General features: G+C 36.1%; 23 protein-coding genes. 6 read left to right on the top strand and 17 right to left on the bottom strand.

Annotated features, from left to right (window positions below; translation table 11 throughout):
- Nucleotides 1–2: 2 nt before the first annotated feature.
- The 5 genes from KUA55_RS08485 to KUA55_RS08465 form a co-directional block, all read right to left on the bottom strand.
- Nucleotides 3–761: an ABC transporter ATP-binding protein gene (locus tag KUA55_RS08485; RefSeq protein WP_218325771.1), complete on the bottom strand. Its 759-nt coding sequence runs from the start codon at nt 759–761 to the stop codon at nt 3–5.
- 100 nt (nt 762–861) lie between these two features.
- Nucleotides 862–1,881, bottom strand: a complete 1,020-nt coding sequence (locus tag KUA55_RS08480; RefSeq protein WP_218325770.1) for a sensor histidine kinase — start codon at nt 1,879–1,881, stop codon at nt 862–864.
- Entirely contained in the window at nt 1,874–2,563 is a 690-nt protein-coding gene (locus tag KUA55_RS08475) for a response regulator transcription factor (RefSeq protein ID WP_218325769.1), read from the bottom strand. The genes KUA55_RS08480 and KUA55_RS08475 overlap by 8 nt, the downstream gene beginning before the upstream one ends.
- A 52-nt stretch (nt 2,564–2,615) precedes the next feature.
- Nucleotides 2,616–3,134, bottom strand: coding sequence for a GNAT family N-acetyltransferase (locus KUA55_RS08470; protein WP_218325768.1), 519 nt, complete (start codon nt 3,132–3,134; stop codon nt 2,616–2,618).
- Nucleotides 3,128–3,445: a DsrE family protein gene (locus KUA55_RS08465; protein WP_218325767.1), complete on the bottom strand. Its 318-nt coding sequence runs from the start codon at nt 3,443–3,445 to the stop codon at nt 3,128–3,130. The genes KUA55_RS08470 and KUA55_RS08465 overlap by 7 nt, the downstream gene beginning before the upstream one ends.
- A gap of 204 nt (nt 3,446–3,649) precedes the next feature.
- On the opposite strand from KUA55_RS08465, the gene KUA55_RS08460 reads away from it, so the two are divergent.
- Nucleotides 3,650–5,374 carry a Na/Pi cotransporter family protein gene (locus tag KUA55_RS08460; RefSeq protein WP_218325766.1) on the top strand — a complete coding sequence of 575 codons (1,725 nt, stop codon included), beginning with the start codon at nt 3,650–3,652 and terminating at the stop codon, nt 5,372–5,374.
- A gap of 187 nt (nt 5,375–5,561) precedes the next feature.
- Nucleotides 5,562–5,777, top strand: a complete 216-nt coding sequence (locus tag KUA55_RS08455) for a hypothetical protein (RefSeq protein ID WP_218325765.1) — start codon at nt 5,562–5,564, stop codon at nt 5,775–5,777.
- Nucleotides 5,778–5,821: 44 nt separating this feature from the next.
- Here KUA55_RS08455 and KUA55_RS08450 read toward each other — a convergent pair whose 3' ends face one another.
- Both KUA55_RS08450 and KUA55_RS08445 read right to left on the bottom strand, forming a co-directional pair.
- On the bottom strand, nt 5,822–6,061 hold the full coding sequence (locus KUA55_RS08450; protein ID WP_218325764.1) for a hypothetical protein: 240 nt from the start codon (nt 6,059–6,061) through the stop codon (nt 5,822–5,824).
- Nucleotides 6,062–6,090: 29 nt separating this feature from the next.
- The gene (locus KUA55_RS08445) at nt 6,091–6,561 is read right to left on the bottom strand and encodes a hypothetical protein (protein WP_218325763.1); all 471 of its coding nucleotides are present in this window, start codon (nt 6,559–6,561) and stop codon (nt 6,091–6,093) included.
- A 528-nt stretch (nt 6,562–7,089) separates the two neighbouring features.
- Here KUA55_RS08445 and KUA55_RS08440 point away from each other — a divergent pair.
- Nucleotides 7,090–7,611, top strand: a complete 522-nt coding sequence (locus KUA55_RS08440; protein ID WP_218325762.1) for an HdeD family acid-resistance protein — start codon at nt 7,090–7,092, stop codon at nt 7,609–7,611.
- Between the two features lie 47 nt (nt 7,612–7,658).
- Here the strand turns inward: KUA55_RS08440 and KUA55_RS08435 are convergent, their stop codons facing one another.
- From KUA55_RS08435 to ppdK, 4 genes are all read right to left on the bottom strand, one after another.
- Nucleotides 7,659–8,027: a PqqD family protein gene (locus KUA55_RS08435; RefSeq protein WP_218325761.1), complete on the bottom strand. Its 369-nt coding sequence runs from the start codon at nt 8,025–8,027 to the stop codon at nt 7,659–7,661.
- The gene (locus KUA55_RS08430; RefSeq protein ID WP_218325760.1) at nt 8,020–9,948 is read right to left on the bottom strand and encodes an OPT/YSL family transporter; all 1,929 of its coding nucleotides are present in this window, start codon (nt 9,946–9,948) and stop codon (nt 8,020–8,022) included. Before KUA55_RS08430 ends, KUA55_RS08435 begins: the two co-directional genes overlap by 8 nt.
- Nucleotides 9,949–10,035: 87 nt before the next feature.
- The gene (pepV, locus tag KUA55_RS08425) at nt 10,036–11,448 is read right to left on the bottom strand and encodes a dipeptidase PepV (RefSeq protein WP_218325759.1); all 1,413 of its coding nucleotides are present in this window, start codon (nt 11,446–11,448) and stop codon (nt 10,036–10,038) included.
- A 582-nt stretch (nt 11,449–12,030) separates the two neighbouring features.
- Nucleotides 12,031–14,658 (bottom strand): pyruvate, phosphate dikinase, encoded by a 2,628-nt coding sequence (ppdK, locus tag KUA55_RS08420; RefSeq protein WP_218325758.1) that lies wholly within the window; start codon nt 14,656–14,658, stop codon nt 12,031–12,033.
- 614 nt (nt 14,659–15,272) lie between these two features.
- Between ppdK and abc-f the strand changes: the two genes are divergently transcribed.
- Nucleotides 15,273–16,763, top strand: a complete 1,491-nt coding sequence (abc-f, locus tag KUA55_RS08415) for a ribosomal protection-like ABC-F family protein (protein WP_218325757.1) — start codon at nt 15,273–15,275, stop codon at nt 16,761–16,763.
- A gap of 160 nt (nt 16,764–16,923) precedes the next feature.
- Here abc-f and KUA55_RS08410 read toward each other — a convergent pair whose 3' ends face one another.
- Together KUA55_RS08410 and KUA55_RS08405 are read right to left on the bottom strand one after the other, a co-directional pair.
- Nucleotides 16,924–17,883, bottom strand: a complete 960-nt coding sequence (locus tag KUA55_RS08410; RefSeq protein ID WP_218325756.1) for a permease prefix domain 1-containing protein — start codon at nt 17,881–17,883, stop codon at nt 16,924–16,926.
- Between the two features lie 7 nt (nt 17,884–17,890).
- Entirely contained in the window at nt 17,891–18,214 is a 324-nt protein-coding gene (locus tag KUA55_RS08405) for a PadR family transcriptional regulator (protein WP_218325755.1), read from the bottom strand.
- A gap of 136 nt (nt 18,215–18,350) precedes the next feature.
- Between KUA55_RS08405 and KUA55_RS08400 the strand changes: the two genes are divergently transcribed.
- Together KUA55_RS08400 and KUA55_RS08395 are read left to right on the top strand one after the other, a co-directional pair.
- Complete coding sequence (locus tag KUA55_RS08400) at nt 18,351–19,427, top strand: NAD(P)/FAD-dependent oxidoreductase (protein ID WP_218325754.1); 1,077 nt, start codon at nt 18,351–18,353, stop codon at nt 19,425–19,427.
- A 101-nt stretch (nt 19,428–19,528) separates the two neighbouring features.
- Nucleotides 19,529–20,767: a hypothetical protein gene (locus KUA55_RS08395; RefSeq protein WP_218325753.1), complete on the top strand. Its 1,239-nt coding sequence runs from the start codon at nt 19,529–19,531 to the stop codon at nt 20,765–20,767.
- A gap of 411 nt (nt 20,768–21,178) precedes the next feature.
- Here KUA55_RS08395 and KUA55_RS08390 read toward each other — a convergent pair whose 3' ends face one another.
- From KUA55_RS08390 to KUA55_RS18650, 4 genes are all read right to left on the bottom strand, one after another.
- The gene (locus KUA55_RS08390) at nt 21,179–22,609 is read right to left on the bottom strand and encodes a family 1 glycosylhydrolase (protein ID WP_218325752.1); all 1,431 of its coding nucleotides are present in this window, start codon (nt 22,607–22,609) and stop codon (nt 21,179–21,181) included.
- Nucleotides 22,610–22,625: 16 nt separating this feature from the next.
- Nucleotides 22,626–24,485, bottom strand: coding sequence for a beta-glucoside-specific PTS transporter subunit IIABC (locus KUA55_RS08385; RefSeq protein WP_218325751.1), 1,860 nt, complete (start codon nt 24,483–24,485; stop codon nt 22,626–22,628).
- A 4-nt stretch (nt 24,486–24,489) separates the two neighbouring features.
- A complete protein-coding gene (locus KUA55_RS08380) occupies nt 24,490–25,323 on the bottom strand; it encodes a PRD domain-containing protein (RefSeq protein ID WP_218325750.1) in 834 nt (277 codons plus the stop codon).
- Nucleotides 25,324–25,832: 509 nt separating this feature from the next.
- A complete protein-coding gene (locus KUA55_RS18650; protein WP_218325749.1) occupies nt 25,833–26,246 on the bottom strand; it encodes a helix-turn-helix domain-containing protein in 414 nt (137 codons plus the stop codon).
- Nucleotide 26,247 lies beyond the last annotated feature (1 nt).

Here is a 26,247-nt window from a genome sequence, read left to right as displayed (position 1 = left end):
CGCTAGACCTCCTTTGTTAACAGGACGGTCGTCGTTTCAGTAATTCGAGTGACAAATTCCTCTTGACTATTATCACTGCGATAAAGCTGATGAAAAATTTGGCCATCTTTAATAAATAAGACACGTTGTGCATGGCTTGCTGCAATAGCACTATGGGTCACCATCAAAATTGTCTGACCTTGACGATTGATTTGATCAAATAATTGCAGTAAAGCATCTGCCGAGCGGGAATCTAGAGCACCTGTTGGTTCATCAGCCAACACTAAGTCTGGCTTTGTAATTAAAGCTCTTGCCACCGCTACACGTTGCTTTTGTCCACCAGAGATTTCATAAGGAAATTTGTTTAATAGTTCATCAATTTGTAAGGCTTTCACTAATGGCTCAATCCGCTTTTTCATTTCTTTGACGGCTACTCGCGATAAAACTAAGGGGAGAAAAATATTATCTTTCACATTAAAGGTATCGAGTAAATTAAAATCTTGAAAAACAAAACCTAAATGTTCCCGTCGAAACTTCGCTAACTCTCCTTCTGGAATCCGACTTAGATCTTTTTTTTGCAGTAGTACGCGACCACTAGAAGCTTGGTCCAAAGTCGCCAAAATATTTAGCAAGGTACTTTTTCCTGAGCCTGATTCTCCCATGATGGCGATGTATTCTCCATTGTCGACCGTAAATGTAATATCTTTCAAGGCTGCTACTTGTAAATTACTAAGTCTAGGTTGGTAAACTTTTTTTAAATGTTCTACTTCTAATAATGTCATTTGTTTGCCCCTTCTCTTTTTCTTGATACTTTTAGTTTAAGGGCGATCAACGGTAAAAAACAGTGACAATCAATTGCTCCAATCCTACATTTTTGTAAGCTTACTCTAAAGAAAAGGTCTTCAGCTTCGAACTGTCGATAGTTACTTCTGTCCCAACACCGACTTTTGAGGTTAAACGCAGATTTAATCCCAGTTCTTGGGCAATCTCTTGACTCATAAATAAACCCAACCCACTGGCTTTTTGATTTTGTCGACCAGTATATCCAGTAAAACTTCTTTGAAATACACGGGGAATATCTTCCGCTAAAATCCCTTGCCCGGTATCTTTAATGACTATTTCTTGAGGACGATCAACCGGTGTATAAATCGCGATTTTTCCAATTTGCGTATACTTAATCGCATTAAAAATGATTTGCTCCAAGATAAAACTAAACCATTTTTCATCAGTAATAATTTCACCAGTCAACTGGGTCAGATCTACTTCTAAATCTTTATGAATGAAAAAACGAGCATATTTTTTCACGACATTTTTAACTACTTTTTCAATCGAGATAACTTCGAAACGAAAATCTTGTTGAATCGACTGCATTCTCAAATACTGCAGCATCATCTCTAAATATTGCTGAATTTTGAATGTTTCTTCTTGCATAGCGTTTTTTTGCGGCTGGTCAAATGTTTGAATCATTAAATCCAAGGCTGCCAGTGGTGTTTTTATTTGATGGGTCCAAAGACTGTAATAATCCATCAACTCTTTTTCTTGTTTTTCTTGTTGCTCCTGCATGTCTCGGGTTTGCCGGGTCACTTTTGTAATAATTTCTTGATAGTCACTTTCAAGAATAGTTAAAAATTCTTCCTCTTGTTTGTGCCAATCATTTAAAATCGGTTCTTGCAACAAATGCTGCAATTTTTGATGTTTCCTAGTTAATTTGATTCCTCGAATTATCAGAAATATGATTAGCAATGGAAAAGTAAAAATTATGGCATCTTGATAAACATTTATCGGAATGTCATAAAGAAAAAAAGTGCTCGCAAATAATACAACCACTAAAATATAGAGCCAAATAACACCAGCATTTTCTTTCAGAAGCTGCTTCATAAAATACATATTTTTTCTAATCATCAGACATCATTAGCATATAACCGACCCCTTTTATCGTATGAATCAATACCGGTAAGCCACTGGCGCTTAGTTTTTTTCTTAAGCGGGTCAGATTGACAGTCAATGTATTCTTACTGATAAATTCTTCACTTTCCCATAGTTTCTCCATGATGGTTTCTTTTGAAACGGCTTGTTCAGGATGCTGAAACAAGATAGCCACGATTTTTGTTTCATTCGGCGTTAAACGAACCATTTGCTCCTTGTAAAAAAGTTCACCTGTTAGTACATTCAGTTTTACTGCTTTATAAACCATTTCTTGTGGTGTTTCGTTAAACTGATAAGCCCGTCGAAAAGTTGCTTGAATTTTTGCTGTCAATAATTCTAAATCAACTGGTTTTCCGATAAAATCATCGCCGCCCATATTCATCGCCATCAGCATATTCATTTTATCATTTGCTGAAGACAGGAAGATAACTGGTACTGTAGATGTTTTACGGATTTCCTGACACCAGTGATAGCCATTGAAATACGGTAACGAGATATCTAATAACACCAGATCAGGTTGGAAAGCTGCAAATTCTTGTAAAACATTTTGGAAATCAGTAATTCCTTGCACTTGATAATTCCACTTTTTCAACTCTGATTGAATAATTTGGCTGATTTTTTGATCATCTTCTACAATCAAAATCTTATTGTGTACCATATATTCTCCTTACTTATAAAAAATTAATAGGCAAAAATAATCAACAGATGATTTATTTTTGCCCTACAGTTTTACGATAAATTAGATGTTTACGAGTTTCCGCTTGATCTGTCCGATCATAGCTTCGCCAAAAATGCATTCCTAACTTTTCAGCGATTCTTTTTGAAGAAATATTTTCTACCACAAACTGTGCAATATATTCCTCAGCCTGCAGTTTTTGAAAAATAAATGATTCCGCCGCTTGAGCTGCTTCAAATGCATAACCTCGACCTTGAAATTCCGGCTTAATTAGATACGCCATTTCGATTTGCTGCTGTTCGAATAAATCTATTGGTAGCACACCAATCATTCCTACAAACTCTCCAGATTCTTTTTCCTCAATTAAAAAATAGCTGGAACCAAAATCTCGATATTGGGCTTGAATCTTTTCTAACCAGATAGCAACCCCCGCATCATCAAAAGTTTTTTGCCAACCTAGCAGCATTAACACTGGATTTTGTAAAATTTCTTTTAGTATATCGAAATCATTATCAGTAAATTCGCGATAACTTAATCTTGGACTACTTAACATTTGATATAGTGGGCACCTTCAGCCTGCAAACGAACCAAATCAGTAATGCCAGCTGGTACAACTTTAATTTTTTCAGATAATTGTTTGGTTCGAACTTGGAAACCGCGCATTGATTTGTGACATGCATGAAATTCTACATTCGGATACTCTTTAATAAATTTTGTCATTTTTGGCAACAAATAGCCTTGAATAGCTTCTCCATTAATCACTAAAATAACTTGGCATTTTGGTTCATCTAATAGTAAACTTTCGATACTGTGGCGGGCCTGTCTCAATTTCTCTAACTCATCAACATGAAAAACGACTTTCATTAAAATCTCCTCCGATCAATTTACGTTATCTCATTTCTTACTTTAATGATATAAGAAAACCAGCAAGATTTCAAAACATTCTTTAATAAATAATTCTCAAGTCAAAACAACAAAAAAATCACAAAATTATTTTTAATAAAAGGCTTTCATTTTGCTCCGATTTTTATTATTTTATAGATAGAACGTTTTTAAATGGAGGTAATCATGTCATATCAAGAGATGTTTTTTACTTTTCTCGGGGGATTAGGAATTTTCTTATTCGGGATTAAATATTTAGGGGATGGTTTACAAAAAGCTGCTGGTAATCGTCTGAGAGAAATTTTGAACCGCTTTACTTCTACTCCACTACGAGCTGTGTTAGCAGGAATCATCGTAACCGGGTTAATTCAAAGTAGTTCTGGTACAACCGTTTTAGCAGTTGGATTAGTCAGCGCCGGCTTTATGAGCTTAAAACAAGCGATTGGCGTCATTATGGGCGCCAATGTCGGTACAACCGTCACCGCCTTTATTATTGGTTTTGATTTAGGTGCCTATTCTTTACCAATTATCGGTGTTGGAGCCTTACTTTTATTTTTTACTCGAGGGAAAAATTTTCAAAATATTGGTCAAGTATTATTTGGCTTTGGGGCATTATTTTTCGGTTTAGAATTAATGGGAAATAGTATGGCTCCTTTAAAAGACTTACCACAATTCCATCAATTAATGCTAAATGTCGCTGACTATCCTGTTTTAGGTGTCTTAATTGGAACCCTTTTAACCATGGTTTTGCAAAGTTCCAGTGCTACCATCGGGATCTTACAGCAGCTTTATATGCAAGGTAGTTTAAATTTAGCTGCCGCTTTACCGATTTTATTTGGTGATAATATTGGAACAACGATTACCGCAGTAATTGCTGCGTTAGGTGCTAGTGTCGCTGCTAAGCGTACAGCTGCCTCACATGTCTTTTTTAATTTAGTTGGCGCCATTATATTCACCTTATTATTGGCACCTTTTACTCAAGTGGTGATGGCGATAACCAGTCAATTAAATCTAAACCCAGCGATGCAAATTGCCTTTGCTCACGGTTTATTTAATATCTCCAACTTATTACTACAGTTTAAATTTATTCCACAGATTGAAAAATTAGTGAAAAAAATAGTCCCAGGTACCGAGAAAAATTTAAATATTCGAACAGTTACTTTAAACGAGCAACTGATTCAAACTGCTCCAGCTATGGCGATTGAACAAGCTACCGCAGAAATTTTACAAATGGGCAGCTATGTCCTCCAAGCTTTGGAAGGCGCTCACAAATACTATCGTTTAAATAAAGATGAATACTACGAAGACGTGATGCAGTACGAGGATGCCATTAACCATTACGATGTCGCCTTAACCGATTATTTAGCCAAAATTTCAACGGCTTCCCTTTCTCCACTAGAAAGTCAAAAACAAGCGATGCTACTAGAATTTTCCAAAGATTTTGAGCGAATGGGCGATCACTGTAAAAATATTATTCAAGACTTAGCTGAATCGATCGAATTAGAAACTCAACAGCGGCAAAAAGAAAAACGTGCGAAAAAAACTAGCAACAATAATCGTGAAACCTATCTTTTATTAGATGAAGATTTGACTCAATTATTTGAAAAAGTAGCGAAAAATATTCGCGATGCTTTAGCTGTTTTACGAAATGATGACACTGAATTGGCACAAAAAATGTTACAACGAGAGCAAGAAATTAATCAGATTGTTGACTTATTACGCGAAAAATATGTCAAGCTAATGAATACCGGCCAAGGTCGTGCAGCCGATGGGGTATTATTGATTGATATCAGCTCCAACTTAGAAAGATCCAGTGATCGTAGCCTGCATATTGCAAAATATATTTTAGGCAATAAATACAACTTCAAATATGATACTACCAATTTTAATTATCAAAACGATTCTATATAATAACGAGTGTAATTCAAATAAAAATGTAGTTGAATTATTTTTATAAATTAATAATATCATCGACAAATTCTTTTATTGATATAATAATAATCAAAAAACTTAAGATATGACATGTTATATAACTTTTATTTTCCAGTATGAAAATGTATAATAAAAGTTAGAAAAAATGTCAAAGGGGTTATTATTAATGAAATTATTTATAAACAATAACAGCAGCAAAATCATTTCCGAAAAAGAATTACACAATAAGTTAAAAACGGATGCCTTAAAAATGTGGCGTGACCAGCGTAATCAATATCCTACTTCTTTCAAATCATTTGACGAGTTCCATAATGATTTCTTTGGAAGAACTATTAAATACTATCGTCAATTACACTCTTCAGCAAATCAATCACTTAACTAAAAAAGATCGTTCACAAAATTTTGTGAACGATCTTTTTCAATCTTTCAGCAAATTGGTTTCTGCTGAATTTTTTTAAGTTTTCCTAGCACAATCGCTATCAAACACAAAATTACGCCTAAAAACAATAAACTGCTTTCTGGTAATTGATTGGTTTTTGGTAGCGAACCTTGATAAACTTTTACCTCTTGGAATGTACGCGTTGGTTTACTCACATTCGTCACAGGTAACTTTTCTTCAGTTGGTGCAACGCCCAATGTGCCATGAACTTCAATTTGGCTATCCATCTTGTTGCCCCCCTCTTAAAAAATGCTAATTACCATGCAGTTGGAGCAAATTTCAATCCAAGATCGTAAGTTTCAGTAATTGTACTTGTTACGTCACCTGCAGTAAAACTACCTGAATATCCAAAAGTTAATTCTTGTGATTCCGAATCTTCAGCATCAGCTTCATTTAATTTGCCTTCGCTATTTGCTAATTCACCTAGATCAGTCGGTGTTACAATACTAGCTCCACCATCAGTGATAACGTTCACTGTCGGACCATTTGTTACATTTAGAGCAACATCTAGACTTGTTACAGCAGTAAGATCTCCTGATGATTGTGTTGCAAAACTATTTGCTGTAACTGTTACAGGTCGACCAGAATTATTTTTAATTGTGTAAGTTGGAGATGAGACACTAGTTGAACTACCCACACTGTAGAAAATTGTTTTCATTGGAACAGTCACATTCACCCATTTTATATCATCTTCTGGGATTGGAGCTGTAGGATCAGTATTATCCATTCCTAAAGTTCCTTCAACTTCAACCGTTGTATCTGATTGGTCAATTACGGTTTTTGAACCCGCGCTTGGATTATCAGGAGTTTCGACCGCTGAGGCACCTGCTGCAAATCCTAAAACTCCTGAAAATAAAATAGTAATTACTTTATCTCAATTATCTTCCTTAAAAGACACTCTAGTGAATAGAGTTATCCACATTTTAAATAAGAACTCTTTTAGTACATAAAGAGATGGATATCCGAAAATACCATGAGTATTTAGTTTTAAGACTTTTTGTTTCTCACATATGAAACATTACGAAATATTTTTTAAATAGTTATAAATAATAGGATTTTATTAGCTAGCTAAATATACTTTTTCTCCTTAATAATTATTCATTTATCAGTAATTTTTTTAGATTTATTAAATCTTGTTTAGACACTGTTTTTTTAGTTTATCTCTCATTTAATTTTCATTTCAATGGTTTATATTTTCCAGAATTCTTTTTTAGGGCTACACTTATTTTATGGAAATGGAAAGGAATGATTTATTATGGTAGCAAATCAACGCAAATTTAATTGGGGAGAGTTTCTGTTAGGAATTTTGTTTATTTTGACTTCATTAATGGTTTTTAAAAACCCTTTGAGTAGTCTTTTAGCAATTGTTTTCTTATTCGCTATTTCAGCCATTTTAGAAGGGATTTTTCAAATTGGCTTACGTCGTCGTTTGGCAAGATTTACTGGTCAAAAAGCGACTTGGTTATTAGTTTTAGGTATTATTGATGTCATTTTGGGCATTTTCCTACTGTTTAACACAACTGCTGGAATTATTGCTTTACCTTATGTCTTTGCTGCATGGTTCATTATTGATTCTCTAGGAGAATTATTGATGGCTGGGGCGGTTAAGGAAATGAGTACAGGTTATTATTGGTTTAAAATCATTATCAATATTTTAGGGGTTGTCTTAGGCTTCATGCTATTATTCAATGCCGCTGCATCAGCACTTACGATTTCATTTTTAGTTGGTTTTTATTTTATGATTTCAGGAATCGACTTTTTAATTGCAGCATTTTAACTGAACCGCAAAAAGGCCGTTCTAGCCAAAGCTAGAACGGCCTTTTTTTATTTCTTTACCAATTCAATATATTTCTCGTTTTTCTCTAAATGATGCATATAAATGATCAGACGATCATACAATTGGTTATTTGCTTCTTCGATTGCATCCCCTAGCAATTCAGCAATTTCACCGACTGTTCTAACGCCATCAATTTGTTGAAAAATGAAACTACCATATTCATCCAATTCCATCTCAGATGTTTTTGGAATCTTATAGCGAATTTTTCGTAAGACTTTTTGGATTTTGGCATTATTTTCTTTAATGATAAAAACCACGCCATCCCGAACTTCATAATGAATTGGATCTTTGATACGATAAACTCTTTGCAGCAAACGAGCTGTTTCTTCATTCACAGCAGGTTGCTGATTAGTCATTACTTTTCACTTTCTTTACGCTTAGTAAAGGTACGATGATTGCAATTACTAACACGATCAGAATTAGTACTCCTGCACCATTACCACCTAAAAAGCCAGTTGGTGTTCCTGGAGTAACAATACCAGTTACTTGTAAGATAATTCCGATTAAACCGATGATTGAACCACCAGCGATTAAACCAGAGGATAAGCTGACACCCAAAGTAATTCTTTCTTCGCCGACTTCGACAGCTTCTTTTTTGTTTAATCGTTCGATTAATACACGGATTAATGCCCCAACTAAAATGATTGAAGTCGTAGAAATTGGTAAGTAGAAACCAATCGCAAATGTCATTACTGGAACTTTCATCAATGTTAATACGATACCCATTGCGATACCAGCGATAACCATGTGCCATGGTAAGCTACCTGAAATAATACCTGAAGTTAATGTTGCCATTAAGTTCGCTTGTGGCAAACCAAATGGTGGGTTCGCACCTGTAATAGCTAATTGAGGTGTTAAGATTACCATCATACCAGTAACGATAACAACACCCACGATACCAGCGATCATGAAGTAGCGACGACCTTCATTTAAGTTACCACCCATAACGAAAGTAACTTTTTGTGATTGTGAGTAACCACCACCAACAGAGATAGCCAACACGATAAAGGTACCAAATAATAGTAATTGTTGCGTATTTTCAGCTGAAGTCCAGCCCATTACTACGAATACTAAAGTTAAGATAACCATTGACGCGATTGTCATACCTGATACCGGTAAGTTAGATGTACCGATTGTACCAGTTAAACGTCCGGCTACGATAACGAATAGTAAACTTAAGATGATTGATAAAATACCACCAATAAGTGCCATTGAAATGCTTCCAGTAATAACGAAGCCCATTACGATTGCAACAACTGCACCAATTAATAATGGTAAGATTCCGCCGCCGCCCTCATTTGCTTCAGCACCTTCAGATTTGCGACCTTTTAAAGTTGCAGAAATTGAAGTTACAATAGTCGGAATTAATTTAATTGCACCAATTAAACCACCAGAAATCATCATACCAGCTCCGATGTAACGTACATAAGAACCAGAGATTACTGAGAAGTCAGCTGCACTTAATAATTGACTTGCGTTGTCCCAAGTAAATGCACCAGGACCAGCCATACCCATGAAATAACCTAATAATGGCGCAATTGCAAAGTTAGCTAAGATTGAACCAGCAAACATTAGTAAAGATACGTCCATCCCTACGATGAAACCAATACCAGCTAACAGTGGATTAACTTCCATTTGGAAATTCCATTTGTAGAATTGTTCGTTTGTATAACCAATAACGTTATTCATAATACCAAATACAGAACCAGTTAAAGCAGTAATTACCCCACCGATACCAAAACCAATTCCCATATATTTAAGAGAATCGCCACCAGTATCTGAGGCAACTAACGTTTCAGAAATCGCCATTGCTTCTGGATAGACCAATTTACCATGTTCTTCAACTAACATGTATTCTTGAACTAATGAGAACACACCAACACCAAGTAATACTGCGCCGACACCTAAACCGACACCTTGGATAAAGTTGATTTTACCACCGACTAAAACTACGGCAGGTAATACGAAGATCATACCAGAGGCTACAGATTCACCACCACTTGACATTAATTGTAATAAGTTCTTTCCTAGGATTGTTCTAGGTTTTACTAATACGGCCACTAGACCTGAACCAATAATTGCACCTGGAATCCCTGCTGCTACAGTTAAACCGGCTTTCATCCCTGAGTAAGCAGTTGAAGCGGCAAACAAGGCAGCTAATAAAATCCCTAAAATTAAGATGATGGTAGAACCAGCCTTTTTAGGCTTTTCCTCTACGTATGGTACATAATCCTTACCAGCGACACCGCCATATGCACCTTTTGACAATTTTTTCATTTTACCTATCCCTTCTTTCATACCCTACCTTTTTTCATTTAAAAAGTGAGGAGCCCTGAAAAAAGGACTCCACACAGAACTCCCTTTTTATTTAGCTAAACGATAAATAGCATCCGCATAGATCGCTGTCGCTTTTAATAAACTATCAATCGGCATATATTCATTTGGTTGGTGCATTACGTTTTCTTCACCAGGGAACATTGCGCCATAAGCAACACCACGTTCTAGGATTCGGCCGTAAGTACCGCCACCAATTGTCATTTCATGTCCTTTTTCACCAGTGTGATCTTCGTAAACAGCTAATAGTGTTTGAACTAATGGATCGTCACCTGGTACATAATGAGGTGTTTTAATATCGCCAACGATTTCAATTGATACATCAGCATCTTTTAAGATTCCTACCATATTGTCCATGATTTCATCTTTAGTGATACCTTCTGGATGGCGGACATTAATAGTAATGTTTTTCACGCCGTCGTTTGTGTAATCAAATAAGTTCGCTGATGCAGTAGATTCACCCATTACATCATGTTTGTGATAAGCACCTAATTTTTTACCTGTGTAATCTAAGTGCATGTAATTTGCGATTGTGTTGATGTAGTTTTGACCATTTGAATCTAATTTGTAGCCTTTTAAGAAGTCTGCTAAGAAAGTAGCTGAGTTCACACCGAATTTAGGTTCTTGTGCGTGTGCACCTTTACCAATTACAGTGATTGTTACATTTCCGCCTTCTTCTTTAAATTCACCTTTTAGACTGTTGTCAGCGATGAATTTTTCAAAAGCTGCTTTCATGTCAGCAACGTTACCTTCGTTCACTTTAAGAACAGCAGTAGCATCCCCTGGTACCATGTTTGTACGTAAGCCAGATTTCATGCTTACTAAATCAAAGTCACCGTTATCAGCTGCTTTGTCAGCAAATGTTACGACATAAGATAAAATTCCTTTTTCACCATTGATGATTGGGAAGTTAGCGTCTGGAGAGAATCCAAATTTAGGCATTTCTTCAGTTTCCATATAACGATGGATACCATACCATTCACTTTCTTCATCTGTACCGATGATGATGCGGATTTTTTTAGAGATTGGTAATTTTAAGTCTCTAATAATTTTCATAGCATAATAAGAAGCCATTAACGGACCTTTATCATCGCTAGAACCACGAGCATATAATTTACCATCTTTGATTACTGGTTCGAAAGGATCTGTATCCCAGTTATCGTCTACTGGTACTACGTCCACGTGACCTAATAAACCTACCATGTCATCGCCTTCACCGTAATCAATGTGTCCTGCTACATTGGCAACATTTTTCGTTTCAAAACCATCACGTTTAGCGATATCTAACATTTCATATAACGCTTTAGATGGTCCAGGTCCTAAAGGTTCTTCTTTAGTTCCATGTTCCACGTCTCGCACACTATTAATTCTGATTAAGTCGCCTAAATCACGAAGTAAATCATCTTTGCGTGCTTCTACTTCTTTTTGCCAATCGATTGTCATTGTCTATCCCTGCTTCCATATTTATTTAACAAGTTAAGTTACTTGTTAGATCGTAAGAAAAAAACTTGGGTCAAACCGCTAGTCTGACTGAATAAAGATTAATTTTGTTTAGTCACCTCAGTCATGAAAAAATCATGAGCAACTGACTATAATACAACAAGCGTTGTTATTTCTCCTAACCAAAGTCGCAGAAAAGTTCACCTCCTCCGCAAAACATTATACGCTAAATCGTTTTCTGTGTCATTCTGAAAATAACAAATTTCTCATAAAAAAATTTTAATTTCCCATTTTTATGATAATTAAACCTATTCAGTTACCAAAGCTAGCATACTAAAGAGCTATTTTTGCTCATTAGCATCGTTATCGCCCTAACTATAATTATATAGGATATTGGCACCGTTTACAAATTACTTTTTACTGGATTTGGTGAGAAAAAATCTAATTTTTTCATTTAAAAAGTGAAATTCTTCTAATAATTAAATAATCGTAAGAAGACGAAGAAAAAGAGATGAAAATTTCTTCCATCTCTTTTTGAATAACTTTTCAATTTTTATACAAGCTATTTGAATTGTCTGACAATTGTTATTTGATAGTTTCTTCCACGCGAACTTGAGCCAATTTCATTTTTGCTTGCGGAATTCTAAATGGCGAGCAAGAAATATAATCAATTGGTAGCGTACTTAAAAATTCGATTGACTTCGGATGTGCAGCTGCTTCACCACATATACCAATTTTTAAATTAGGATTGGTTTTACGACCATTTTCAATCGCAATCTTAATCATCGCACCCACACCTGCTTCGTCGATAACTTGGAAAGGATCATCTTGGAAGATGCCAGCATCTAGGTACTGCGTTACAATTCTTGGTGAATCATCACGGGACAAACCTAGAACCATTTGAGTTAAGTCATTGGTACCAAAACTGAAGAAGTCAGCATGTTTAGCAATTTCATCAGCCACAAAGCAAGCCCGCGGGATTTCAATCATCGTACCGATTTGATAATCTAACGGCAATTGTTTTTCTGCCATGACTTTTTGGACTGCTTCTTCAATTGAATGACGGACAGTCGCAAATTCTGTCGCATCAATTGTAAATGGAATCATGATTTCTGGTTTTATTTCAAATCCTTGCTCTGCCATGACTTCATAAGCAGCTTCGATAATTGCTTCTCCTTGCATTTGATAAATTTCTGGGTAAGCCACTCCAAGACGTAATCCACGGAAACCTAACATTGGATTTGTTTCAGATAAGTTATCCGATTTACGTTTCACTTCATTTAAAGTTTTACCTAAAGCTTTGGCCACTTCACGACATTCTTCAGTTGTTTTCGGTAAAAATTCATGCAATGGTGGATCCAGTAAACGAACATTTTCTGATTTACCAGCTCCCGCTTGATACATAAATTTGAAATCTTGTTTTTGGACTTCTTTTAATTCTTTTAAAACTTCTTGGCGTTCTTGCAAAGTATCCGCTAAAATCAAGCGACGGAACTGCAATAAACGAGTTTTCTCAAAGAACATGTGCTCCGTTCTAGCTAAGCCAATGCCCACCGCGCCTAAGGCCATGGCTGTTTCAATATCATTTGGTGTTTCTGCATTGGCACGAACTTTAATGGTTGCATGACGATCCCAAATTTCATGTAAATCATCTAAAGCAACCGTATTTGCTACTTCTTCCATCGGAATTTCACCGAAATAAATTTTTCCAGCTGTCCCATCCACGGATAGAATGGTCCCTTCTTCAATTGTTTCTTCACCAACAGTTCCACGATTTTCACCATCAACTACTGTTAATGCTTCACAACCAACTACTGAGCAAATACCCATACCACGAGCAACAACTGCGGCGTGAGAAGTCATTCCGCCGCGACTAGTAACAACGGCTTCCGCTACGGCAATTCCTTCAATGTCTTCTGGTGAAGTTTCTTCTCGCACCAAAATAACTCTTTCACCGCGGTCTTTAGCTTCAGTAGCTGCTTCAGCTGTAAAGTAAGCCGCGCCGACTGCTGCACCAGGACTTGCTGCCAAACCAGATAAGAAATGAACCCGATTTTTTAACGCTTTTACATCAAAGCTAGGATGCAAAGCTGCTTCTAAATCTTTGGCTTCAATTCGTTGAACTAATGTTTCTTCATCAATTATTCCTTCTTTAAATAAGTCTAAAATAATCGCCAATTGTGCTTTAGAAGTTCGTTTTCCACTGCGAGTTTGTAGAATAAATAATTTACCCCGCTCAATCGTAAACTCGACATCCTGCATATCTTTATAATGTTTTTCGAGATTTTTACAAATTGTATCTAATTGTTCAAATTGTTCTGGCATGTCTTCAGCTAAAACTTGAATTGATTTTGGTGTGCGCACACCTGCCACCACATCCTCGCCTTGGGCATTGATTAAATACTCCCCGAATAATCCCGGCTCACCATTTGATGGATTGCGAGAAAATACTACACCAGTGCCGGAAGTTTCACCAAAGTTACCGAAGACCATCTCTTGAATATTTACTGCCGTACCTAAATCATCTGAAATGTCATGCAAGCGGCGATATGTTTTTGCTCGATTATTATTCCAACTGCCAAAGACAGCTTCAATAGCTAAATAAAGTTGTTCAACAGGATCTTGTGGGAAATCACGATCTAAGTTTTCCCGATACAGTTGTTTGTACTCGCTTACAATTCGTTTCCAATGATTAGCAGTTAATTCATTATCAAAATTCAAACCTTCTGATTGTTTCAACTGAGTAATCCGCGATTCAAATTTACTATTATCGATGCCCATTACCACATCACCAAACATTTGTAATAAGCGGCGGTAACAATCATAAGCAAAACGTTCATTTTCGGAATTACGTACCAAACTTTCAACTGTTTCGTCATTCAAACCAAGATTTAAAACGGTATCCATCATCCCAGGCATAGAGAATTTTGAGCCGCTACGTACTGAAACCAATAATGGATTCTTGAAATCGCCAAAAGATTTTCCTGTTTTTTCTTCTAGCTGCATCACTGATGCCATTACTTGATCTTTCATATCATCCGTTAACACGTTGCCATTGTTTAAATAATGTAAACATGCTTCCGTTGTTACGGTAAAGCCAGTCGGTACCGGCAAGCCTAATTTAGTCATTTCAGCTAGATTGGCGCCCTTGCCTCCTAGTAAATCTCTTTGTTCCTTTGATCCTTCTGAAAATAAATAAACCCAGCGTTTCATAAAATTCTCCTTTATTTGTTTATTTGATCTGACATCAGTTTAATACGATGATTATATAAAGTCAATAAGATGTTTAATAATTTTATTATGTCACATATATATCCTTTTATAGTTTTTAAAATCGCTCAATGCAATATTCGTAAAAGTTTATAGATAACTTTTGTTCTTTAATTTTTCAATACTTATAAAAGATTTATGACTTATTCAAAAAAAATGATATTTTTTTCTCATTTAGGAAGCTTTAAAACCTCTTTTTTCCTTGAAATATGCTACTATAATAAGTGAAGAAGAATTTTTCTTCACCTCGTTTATCGGGGGTCACTCCAGGGCGTAGTTTGTTTGGGGAAGCGGCTACGTCCATCTTTTTTTGACAATCCTTCCCAAATTTGTTTAAATAGTGATGAAATAAAAAGAAACGAGGGATCTGCCGTTGAAAATCTAAGTGAATGTTGAAAGCTGTCAGTAATATAAATTTTTGGTTAATACCAAGGGATTTATCGGCAGATTTTCAGGATTGGCTTAGGGATTTAACGACAGGTCTATTTTTGTGTACTCGCCTGCTTAAGCCCAAATTCTGAAAATAGTTTTTGGGCTTTTTATAATGGGGTGAATAGATGAGTACAATTGAATTAAAACACTTAACTTTTGGCTATGACGGTCAAGGGGATTTATTATTTGATGATGTCAACTTAGTGATGGACTCTAGTTGGAAACTAGGTTTAGTCGGACGAAACGGTCGAGGAAAAACAACTTTACTGAGTTTACTGCAGGGACACTTAACTTATCAAGGAGATATCGTTATCCCCTTATCGACGGTTTATTTTCCGTTGAACATTCAAAATGAAGATTTACTAACTTATGACGCGTTGACTGAAGTCAGTTCTTTTGAACTATGGCAGTTAGAGCGAGAGATGAATCATTTAAACTTATCGCCAGATTTATTATGGCAACCTTACAGTACATTATCTGGCGGCGAACAGACAAAAGTATTGCTGGCTTGTTTATTTACTGAAGAAAATTTCTTTCCATTAATTGACGAACCCACCAATCATCTAGATGCAGCAGGCCGCCAACAAGTCGCGAAATACCTGCAACAAAAAGCTGGTTATATCGTTATTAGTCATGACCGCAACTTTTTAGATGAGGTAAGCAACCACACCTTAGCTATCGAAAAAAATCAAATCGTTCTTTATCAAGGGAATTTTTCGACGTACGAAACACAAAAGGAAACACAAGATTCCTACGAACAGGCTGAAAATAGTAAATTAAAAAAAGAAATTGGTCGCCTTAAACAAACCGCTGCTGAAAAAGCAGCTTGGTCACAGTCTCGAGAAAAGGATAAATATGGTAAGCCTTCTGAAAAAGGTAGTGGTGCGATTGGTGATACTGGTTTTATTGGTGCTCGTGCCGCCCGTGTGATGAAGCGTTCGAAGCAAATGGAAGGTCGCATGCAGAGTCAGATCGAATCTAAAGAAGGATTATTAAAAAATATTGAGACCGTCGATCAGCTAAGTCTGAATTATCAGCCAACATATCACAAACAATTAATAAAAGTTGAAAATTTGCGTTTATCTTACGGGATGGAATCCCTCTTTTCTTCCCTCTCCTTTGAAATAAATCAAGGCGAAATTGTCGCATTAACCGGCGCTAATGGTTCGGGAAAATCCAGTGTGATTCAATATTTGCTGGAGAATTTTACTGGCATTTCAGATGGTGAAGTTTTACGTCCACAAAAACTAGCAATTAGTTATGTTCGGCAAAATTATGAAGATAACCAAGGCACCTTAAAAGCTTTTGCTGAAAAAGAAAGATTAGACTATTCTTCCTTTCTAAATAATTTACGGAAACTAGGAATGGAACGAAATGTCTTCCATAATAAAATCGAACAAATGAGCATGGGACAACGAAAAAAAGTCGAGCTAGCAAAATCACTAGCCCAACCTGCAGAGCTATATATTTGGGATGAACCACTAAATTATTTGGACGTCTTTAACCAGAAACAGCTTGAAGAATTATTGGTGCGGATTAAGCCAGCTATGCTGATTGTGGAACATGATGAGCGGTTTTTAAAAAATGTCAGCGCAGGTATCGTTAAGTTAGGATAAACCTAGAAATATCAGTAATATCCTCTAGCAGATTCTTTTTATAGTCTAAACTGTAAAGCTGGCTAACTAAAAAATCGCGATTCAGACGCTAGTTATCCTATTAAATAATACCCAAAAAAAGCACGGTTCCGGCAATCAATTCGGAATCGTGCTTTAATTATTATACCTTCTTTATTACAGCTTCAATCCCACTCCATAAAATCCCACCAGCCACTAAAAGGACCCAGCTAATATGCCAAGCACCAAAAACAAATGACCAAATAAAATAAGTCACAACAATAACTGGCCAATACATTTTTTCAATTACGTACTTTTTTTCAGCATTGTTTCCATATTTCTCTTTTCTAGCATTGGGACCTAACTTGTCTTCATCACCAACGAAAAAACGACTTTCAACAAACTTATCGAAACCAGTATAATATATGCTGCTATAACAAATTAAAAAGACACCGATTGAAATCATAGCCATCAGCAAAGCCGCTCCCAAATTTTCTGCGTAACTAAAAATAAACAAAGGAACTAAAGATAAAATACAACTACAAATACCCAAAACTAAGCCAATAGTAAAGCTTTTGGTGTATTCACCTTTGAGGACTTGTGCTTTTTTTACCAGGTTCCGTGAAATCATTCGGTCATGTAAAGGACTATCAATCTTTTGAAACTGCATACCATAATAAATAATTAATCCGACACCAATACTCACAAAAATGAAGAAGATCGACATTCCTAAAGTTTCCCCTACTTCAGAAAATAGAATCATGGCAGCTACAGCTAAGATGGTAAACATGATACCTAAACTTAAACCTAATGCAATCTGTTTTCGTCCAGCTAAAAAGGTCAGCATCTCTTCTTCAGCAATTGGCAAGGTTAATTCATCTTCATCCTCGAAAAAATCAGCTTCAGGTTCCTCTTCAATTTCTAAAGTCTGGCGTAATTCATCCACTGAACCAAATTCACTAATCACTGCACCAATTGCTTCGTGTTCGCTTTTCCCCTCATCGATTAGACTAAAATAATGATCTTCCATATTTGCCAACAAGTCAGCTTTAGCTTTTTCGACGGCTTCTGTTTTCGGCAATTCTAAAAATAATGTCTCTAAATAATTTTTTATTGTATCCATAGCACCCTCACTCTTTCATAAAACGATTCACAACTTTTTTTGTTTGCTGCCATTCGCGTTTTTTTTCTTCCAAAAAATTTTGTCCAGCTGCGGTAATTTGATAATACGTACGCTTTTTCCCGTGGGTAACTTCGCCAGGATAAGATTCAATCAATCCATTTTTCTCTAATCGATTAAAGGCTGAATACAAGGTTGTCTCTTTAATCGCATACAATTCTTCGGTTATCTCCCGGATTTTTTTTGAAACGGCGTAGCCATAAGAATCCCCTTCGTTTAGAATGGACAAAATGATTACGTCATTATAGCCGCGAATCCCATCGCTAGAGATCATTTTGTTCCCTCCTAAAATTACTTCATCTGTCGTTGTAATTAGTATAGCGTAATTACTACGACAGGTAAAGTAAAATTCAAGATGTTTTGAAAAAAATTTTTTCTATGGGAAAATGAATAGAGAAAGTAGGATGACGATGGAAAAAATAGCAATTGTCGGCGGTGGAATCATCGGATTAACTTTAGCCAATCTCCTGCCGCCTGAAAAATTTGAGATTACTTTATATGATGAGCCCACTGGTCAAGCAACCAAAGCCAGTGCCGGTATCATCTCCCCTTGGCTTTCCAAAAGACGGAACAAACAATGGTATCAATTAGCAAAAGCAGGCGCTGCTTTATTACCTAAATTAGCGCAAGATTTCCAATTAGATGAAGCTATCTATCGACAAGTAGGTAGCTTAATTTTACAACCTGAGGAAAATTTAGCAGCTTTAACAGAATTAGCTGAGACCCGAAAAATTGATGCGCCAGAAATTGGTGACATTCATCTTTTATCTAACCAAGAAACAGCTGAAATGCTCCCTTTATTAAAACCGCAAAAAAGTTTATTTATTACCGGAGGCGCACGATTAGATGGTTTAGGTTATTTGAATCATTTAAAAAAAATTGCTACCGACATTCAATTTCACAACGAAAAGGTGCAGATAAAAAATCCCGAAACTTTGCTGACGAGTCATGGTCCGGAGCAATACGATCGAATTGTTTTAGCAGTGGGTCCTCATTTAAAAGAATTATCAGCTCCACTAAATTATCAGGTGGATATTCGTCCGCAAAAGGGTCAATTAATTGTTTTTGAAACAAATTTTACTAGTGAAGATTGGCCAGTAGCAATGTTAGCAGGAGAAAGTGATTTGATTCCTTTTAATAATGGAAAAATTTTATTAGGCGCCACCCACGAGAATGATGCTAATTGGGATTTGGAACCAACGAATGCCGCCTTTCATCAATTAACTGAAGGTGCAGCTAGCTTTTTAATCCAACCAGAAAAATTATTTCAATTTCCTCATAGCCAACGAGTTGGTACACGGGCATACACTAGTGACTTTGCGCCCTTTTTTGGTGAACTTCCAGATGGCATAATTGTCGCCAGTGGTTTAGGCTCTTCTGGTTTAACAACTGGACCAATGATTGCAAATTTATTAGCAAATTTTTTAAATAATCACGAGAAAAAATGGGATAGTTATCAAAAATCTCTTATTAATTATCTAAAATAACAGAATTATTACATCCTTTTGATTTGCTTTTGAACTATTGGAAAAATCAGTTATAATAAAATTAGGAAATGAAAATGATTCTAATTAAGGGGGAGAAAATAATGAAAAAGTCGGGGAAATTTCGTTATGGCAGTCTACTTTTGTTATCTACAATAACTATTTTGGGTATTAGTTTAGCATCTGTGAATGAAGCTTCTGCCGAAGATATTCAATCAGAAGAAACACAAATCATTGAAAATTCTAGCGAGGAATTTCCAATTACCAGTGACGTTCCAGAAGTTTATCTAGACCGTCAAGGAAAAGCTGAAGAAATGGCACCGGAAACATTTGCTGAAAATCCGGGATCAAATACAGCTGTTGCTGATCCACAAGTTAGAAGTGCGATGGCAGCAAATGAAGCCTTAATCGTAATTCATCGGATCTATAACCCTAATAATGGCGAGCATCTGCATACACAAAGTGCCAGTGAAAAAGATTATTTAGTCAGCATCGGCTGGTATTATGAAGGCACTAGTATGAAAGTTAACATGACCGGCAATGCTTTATTTAGGGTCTATAATCCTAACTCTGGTGAACACTTTTGGACTGCTAATCAAGGTGAAATTGATTCTTTAAGAAGAAATGGTTGGGTATATGAAGGTAATGCTTGGAGTACACCAGATACAGGGATCCCCATGTATCGGCTCTTCAATCAAAATGCTAGAAATGCTGGCAGTCATCATTACACCACGGATGCTGGTGAACGAGATGGATTAGTTAAAGCTGGCTGGAAAAATGAAGGCATTGCTTATTATGTGGTCGCTAAAGGTGATCCGATTAATAATCCCGCACCACAGAGAAACTTTTTCGGAATTACACGACAAGCAATTATTGATGAACTTAACGTTAATGGCGGTCGCTACCTAGGCACACCATTTAGAGGCGTTGCTTCTAATAATCCGGAGCTTTATATGCAACCAGGTTCTGGTATGAATTGTGCCGGTTTTGTCGCTGCAGCTATCAGAAATGCTGGTGGCGATTTAAACCGAATTTCTGCTATTTCAAACAACTGGGGCAGTTGGGCTAATGGTTATAACTGGCGTAATGCCTTGAATCAAGGAACCACGCGTCACGAATTTCCAAACGTTGCCGCCTTATTAAACAGTGGATTGGCTGAAAAAGGAGATATCTTCTATTTCGAACCTAACTTTGGTGAAGTCAACTTTGATTGTCACATCGGCTTTTTCTGGGGCAATACACCTCATGAAAATGTAGCTTTCCACCAAGTCTACCCTGTTAATCGGATTAGCAATATCTACTCAAACACTGGCTACTCAAAAGTGATTTTGTATAAAATGTAAGTGACAAAAACTTCTTAATCTGTCACCATTTCTCTCAAAAAAATTACTTTTATAAAAGTAATCGCGATCAATCGAACTAATTGGAGATCATAGATAATGATTGATGAATATTTTTGTCGAAATCTTTTGTCACATCAGAATAATTTATATTTTCAGTGAAACTAATTAACTAACAAGAAGAGGGATGATTTTAATAATTCATCCCTCTTTTTTTGGTACTAAAAAAGCAATAATAAAAGCTAATAGCGTGTCATGACCATTTATCTAATCTGTTAAACTTCACTTTTTCAAGCTGAAATGATTAAAGAAGTATATTATTTTCCCCTTACTTCCCTTCGATCACTCAAAATAACCTTATGATGAACAAAAAAGAAACACCATTCATTATATGAACGGCATTTCTCCTTTTGTTTATTTCAAATTTTCTGCATTTTCAGTAATCACCTGTTGATACCAATTAAAAGATTTTTTTCGGGTACGAGCCAAGCTTCCCCGACCTTCGTCATCCAAATCAACATGAATAAAGCCATAACGTTTGCTCATTTGTCCAGTTGTTGCACTTACCAGATCAATTGGTCCCCACATCAAATAGCCAAAACACGCTACTTGATCAAGTTCAACCGCTTTTTTTATCTCAGAAATATGATCCGATAAATAAGCAATTCGATAATCATCGACAATCTCTCCTGCTTGATTTACTTTATCCACTGCACCTAAACCATTCTCAGTAATAATGATTGGTAACCCATATTTACGATAAGTATAATTTAATAGATAACGAATACCTATTGGGTCAATGGTCCACCCCCACTTACTAGTTTTTAAGAATGGATTCTGTAAGCCTCCAAATAATGCACTCGAATTTGCGTCAGAACCTTCATACTCTGCCACCGAAGATGCATAATAGTTCATGCCAATAAAATCTAGACGACCGTGTTCAAATGCTTGAGAATCTTCAGGATTAATTGGCAATTCGATACCTAAATCTTGGTATTCATTTAGTTTATATTTAGGAAACTCTCCATTACACATGGCATCAATCTGATAAAAATCTCGATCCATCTGTTGAAAAGCATTTAGAACATTTTCTGGATTGCAATCAACTGGATAAACTGGCTCAATACCAAACACGCAGCCAATTTGATTATCAGGATTTATTTCATGGCCCATTTTTACAGCTAGACAACTGGCTAAAGTCATATTGTAACCAATCGTTGCTAGTGTTTGTTTTTTATTTTCTATTTCAGAGTATTTTAGTCCGGCAATGATATAAGTAAATATGTCACTGGCCTCAGTTTGGGGATCAATATGGTTCATTTCATTAAAGGTCACCCAATATTTCACTTTATGATTTAGTGCTTGATAAACTGTTTCACAAAATTTCAAATAAAAATCAACTACTTTTCGATTCGCCCAAGAACCATATTGTTTAACTAAGTGAACCGGCATTTCAAAGTGATACAAGGTAACAATCGGTTCGATATTGTGTTTTAATAATTCTTCCACAACATCTTGGTAATATTTTAGACCCGCTTGATTTGGTTGCTCTTCATCCCCCTTTGGATAGATTCTAGACCAGTCAATTGAGATTCTCAGAGCCTTAAAACCCATTTCTGCAAACAAAGCAATATCTTCTCGATATCGATGGTAAAAATCAATTCCTTGATGAGATGGATACCGTTTATTAGGATTTATTTCAGAATCAATTTCTCTTGGCTGCTGATAAGAACCAATTGTCACTAAATCCATGATTCCCGTTCCTTTTCCATCTGCTTGAAAAGCACCTTCACATTGATGAGCGGCAATACTACCGCCCCATAAAAAATTACTATCTAATTTCATTTACTTTCCTCGACTTCTATTCAAAAATAATATTCATTGATAAATCACTGTCACAAACCGTTCGATTGGTTTCTGGAATAACGTCTAAATAATCATTGGTATTCGTCACTACCACAATTGTCGTAGTGTCATACCCTGCTTCTTTTATACTTTTAAAATCAACAGTACCTATTTTTTGACCGACTTTTACTTGATCACCTGCTTGGACATCAATATCAAAACCCATGCCATCCAATTCAACGGTATCAATTCCAATATGAATCAATACTTCTTCATTATTTTTCCCTTTAATACCTACAGCATGTTTTGTCGGAAAAACAACAGTAACCTCTCCATCGACTGGAGAAAAAATGTCATCAGCTTCAGGAATTAAGCCCACACCTTTACCTAATGCACCTGATGAAAAAGCCTGATCACTTACTTCAGAAAGTTGTACCAATTGACCTTTCACTACACTTTTTAAAGGAATTGTGCGTAAGTTAATTTTACCCTCTGATTCTTGATTGCTTTTAGCATTTTCTTCTTGGGAATCATCTTCTTCAGCAGGAACACCTAATAGAAAAGCTGCCACTGCTGCACCTACAAAACTGATTATTACTGAAGCGACCATGAACCATAAATTGCTAAAATCACCTTCACCAATATAAGAAGGAAGACCAAATAGTCCCCAAGCAACCGAATAAGCTTTCACACCGGTAATTCCTGCAAACAAACCGCCTAATCCCCCACCAATAATAACTGCTACAAATGGTCGACGGTATTTTACAAAAACTCCGTAAATAGCTGGTTCAGTGATTCCTAAAATTGCTGATAATGTAACCGTCCCGAATAATTGTTTTTGCTTATTATTTCGTGTTCTTAAGAAATAGCCCAGCATCGCACCACCTACTGCAATATCTGATATTGTACATGCGGTAATAAAAGCTGGGTCAAAACCATTGGCAGCAATTAACGAAGCTACCACCGGCATGATGAAATTACCAGCACCCAACATAATTAAGAAAGGTTGTAAGGCCGCATAAAGCATCATTACAAACCACGCACCTACCGTATCTAATAGCCAAGTAAAAATACCAATAATGCCTTCACCTAAATAAAAACCAATTGGTCCAAAAACCAGCAAAGTCGCTGGTAACATGATTAACATCACTAATAACGGTGTTAAAAACAATTGTAAAGAATTTGGCACAATTCTTTTGATAAATTTTGTGACGTATCCCATCACCCAAACAGCCAGCAAAATCGGTACAAAACTATTTGAATAAGTAATCTCTGGTAAAGGAATGCCGAACATTGTTAAACCAGAAACGCCATTGATTGAATCTGATAAAATGGTAACTGCTAAAGCAACGGCTAAATAAGGATTTGCACCTAACCGTTTAGCACAACTCATAGCCATAAAAATTGGCAAGAAATAAAAGACCGCACTTCTTAATGTATCTAAAATGATATAAGTTGAGCTCTCAGGCGAAATCAATCCCGTTAACGATAAAATGGATAGAACTGCCGCTAAAAGACCCGCACAAATTATTGGCTCTAAAATCGGTGTCATTGATTCTGATACAACATCTAAAGCCGCTTTAACAAAATTTTTCTTGGCCTTTGGTTGCTGGGTTGGCGCATCGTCATTGATCCCTAGCATGGTCGTTAATTCTTTATGCACTTCACTAACATGCGTACCAACAATTATTTGATAGGCTACTTGATTACTGACTACATCAATTACTCCGTCTAAAGCTTTTAGTCCCTCTGTATCCGCTTTAGAACGATCTTTCAAGGTAAACCGTAGCCTTGTCATACAGTGAACTACCGCTTGAATATTTTCTTTTCCACCGACTAATTCGATAATCTCTTGATTAAAATTTTGATATTTCATCTTTTTACTTCCTCTCAGTTACACGATTAATATGAATCATTAAATAAGTGTATTCATCTGGTGTCAGATACTGATTGAACCTGCCCTTTACGTAAATATCAATTTTTCCAGTTGCTAGATAAGCCTCAGGATAAAGCATTCTTACTTGTTCATACAAAGAAGAACTTTCTTGATCATAGACTTCTTGTTTTCTTAATCGTTCGATAAAATATTGCAGATGGGTAACCAAGCGCATATAATTCATTGACGACTCATCTAATGAAATCTGAAAATGATATTTTATGATATTTAAAATGTCTCGCAAAATTTCCATACTTTCGACAGTTTCAGCTAGTAATGACTGACTTTCATTAATGTTTACAAAATGTAAGGCGATCGAAACGGCTTCCTCATCTGGAAAATCAATTTGAAAAGTTTTTCTCATTAATGCAACAGCATAAGTACCAATCTCATAAAACTTCGGATAAAATTTCTGAACCTCCCAAGTTAACGGACTCAAAATGAATTGACCTTTCTTTCCACGTCTCAATGCAAAAGTAAGATGATCTAATAGCGCCAAATATAAATAATCATTCGCTTTTTGTTGATTGACTGATTCTCCATACGCCACGATATCGTTTAAAAGATAAATCATTTTTTCATCAGAATGGGTGAGCAAATAGCTAAAGTGCTCTAAGCGATCTTTGGAGTCTAAAACATAAGTCTTCTCTATTTCAGAATCATTAATTCGTTGGCCAACGTTTTTTTTAAATGAAACTCCTGGAGAATAAACAATGGACTCATGTCCGCCTTTTTCGATAATTGCTATGTTATTATTTAAGATTTTTACTACTTTCATCATTTACCCCTTTCCAGAAAAAAAACTCAGATTACAGACTAAACAAACCGAAATTTTTCGGTGTATTTAGTGCATAATCTGAGTTCTGCCTGCATTACCAGTCACATCACTCTAAAAATGACTACCTTGTCATTCCTAGCTTTTTTTCTTACTTACAAAAAAAGAATAGCATCAAACCCTGATAGTTGTCAACGCTTTCTTTTTCTGATTTTTGTTTTTTTGATCACCTTTCATAAATATCACTAGAATGTCTACATCTTTTTCTGTGTTAGACAATCCTTCTAGATCAATAATAGCCAGTAATGTGCTCTCATCAATACTGGCTATTATTGAAAGTGAATCTGGAATGATCTTCTTGCAAGCTCAACTACTTTCAGATTATATAAAATCTCTTCACCGACTATTTCAGTTAACCCCTTTAACCAAAGCTACTAAAAAAGCCGAGTTTCCTCGACTAATAAATTATCTATTTCAATGAATTCACCTATTCTTTTATTAATTGATAACCTTTACCGTGAACGGTTTTTAGTTTGTCGCTGGCAAAAACCAGCATGATCCATCTTATCTCGTAGTTTTCGGATTAAAGTAGATAATTGGCATTTAATTGAAGCGTTCAGCACTGCTTTGTCCCAGACAAGTCGACATAATTCTTCTTGTGAAAGCGGTCGACCATCTGCCTCGATTAATTCTTGGAGTACACGAAATTCCCTTTTTGTCAGAACCAATTTTTCTAATAAAGATTCTTGACGGAACGCTTCTTTTGGGATCTCTTCTTCGAGGCAGAGTGTCTCGCGGATATTTTCCAAAGAAGCTGTGGGAGATAAATAAGTTGCCCCAGTCAGGACTTCACTATCGCCTTGATTGTTTTCGCTTAAATGAATAATGATTATATTTTTTTGATTGATATTTTTGACGATTTTCACT

Origin of the sequence: Enterococcus alishanensis (genome assembly GCF_019218635.1) — a bacterium.
Lineage (GTDB): Bacteria > Bacillota > Bacilli > Lactobacillales > Enterococcaceae > Enterococcus_A > Enterococcus_A alishanensis.
This window is presented reverse-complemented; position numbering and strand designations above follow the sequence as displayed.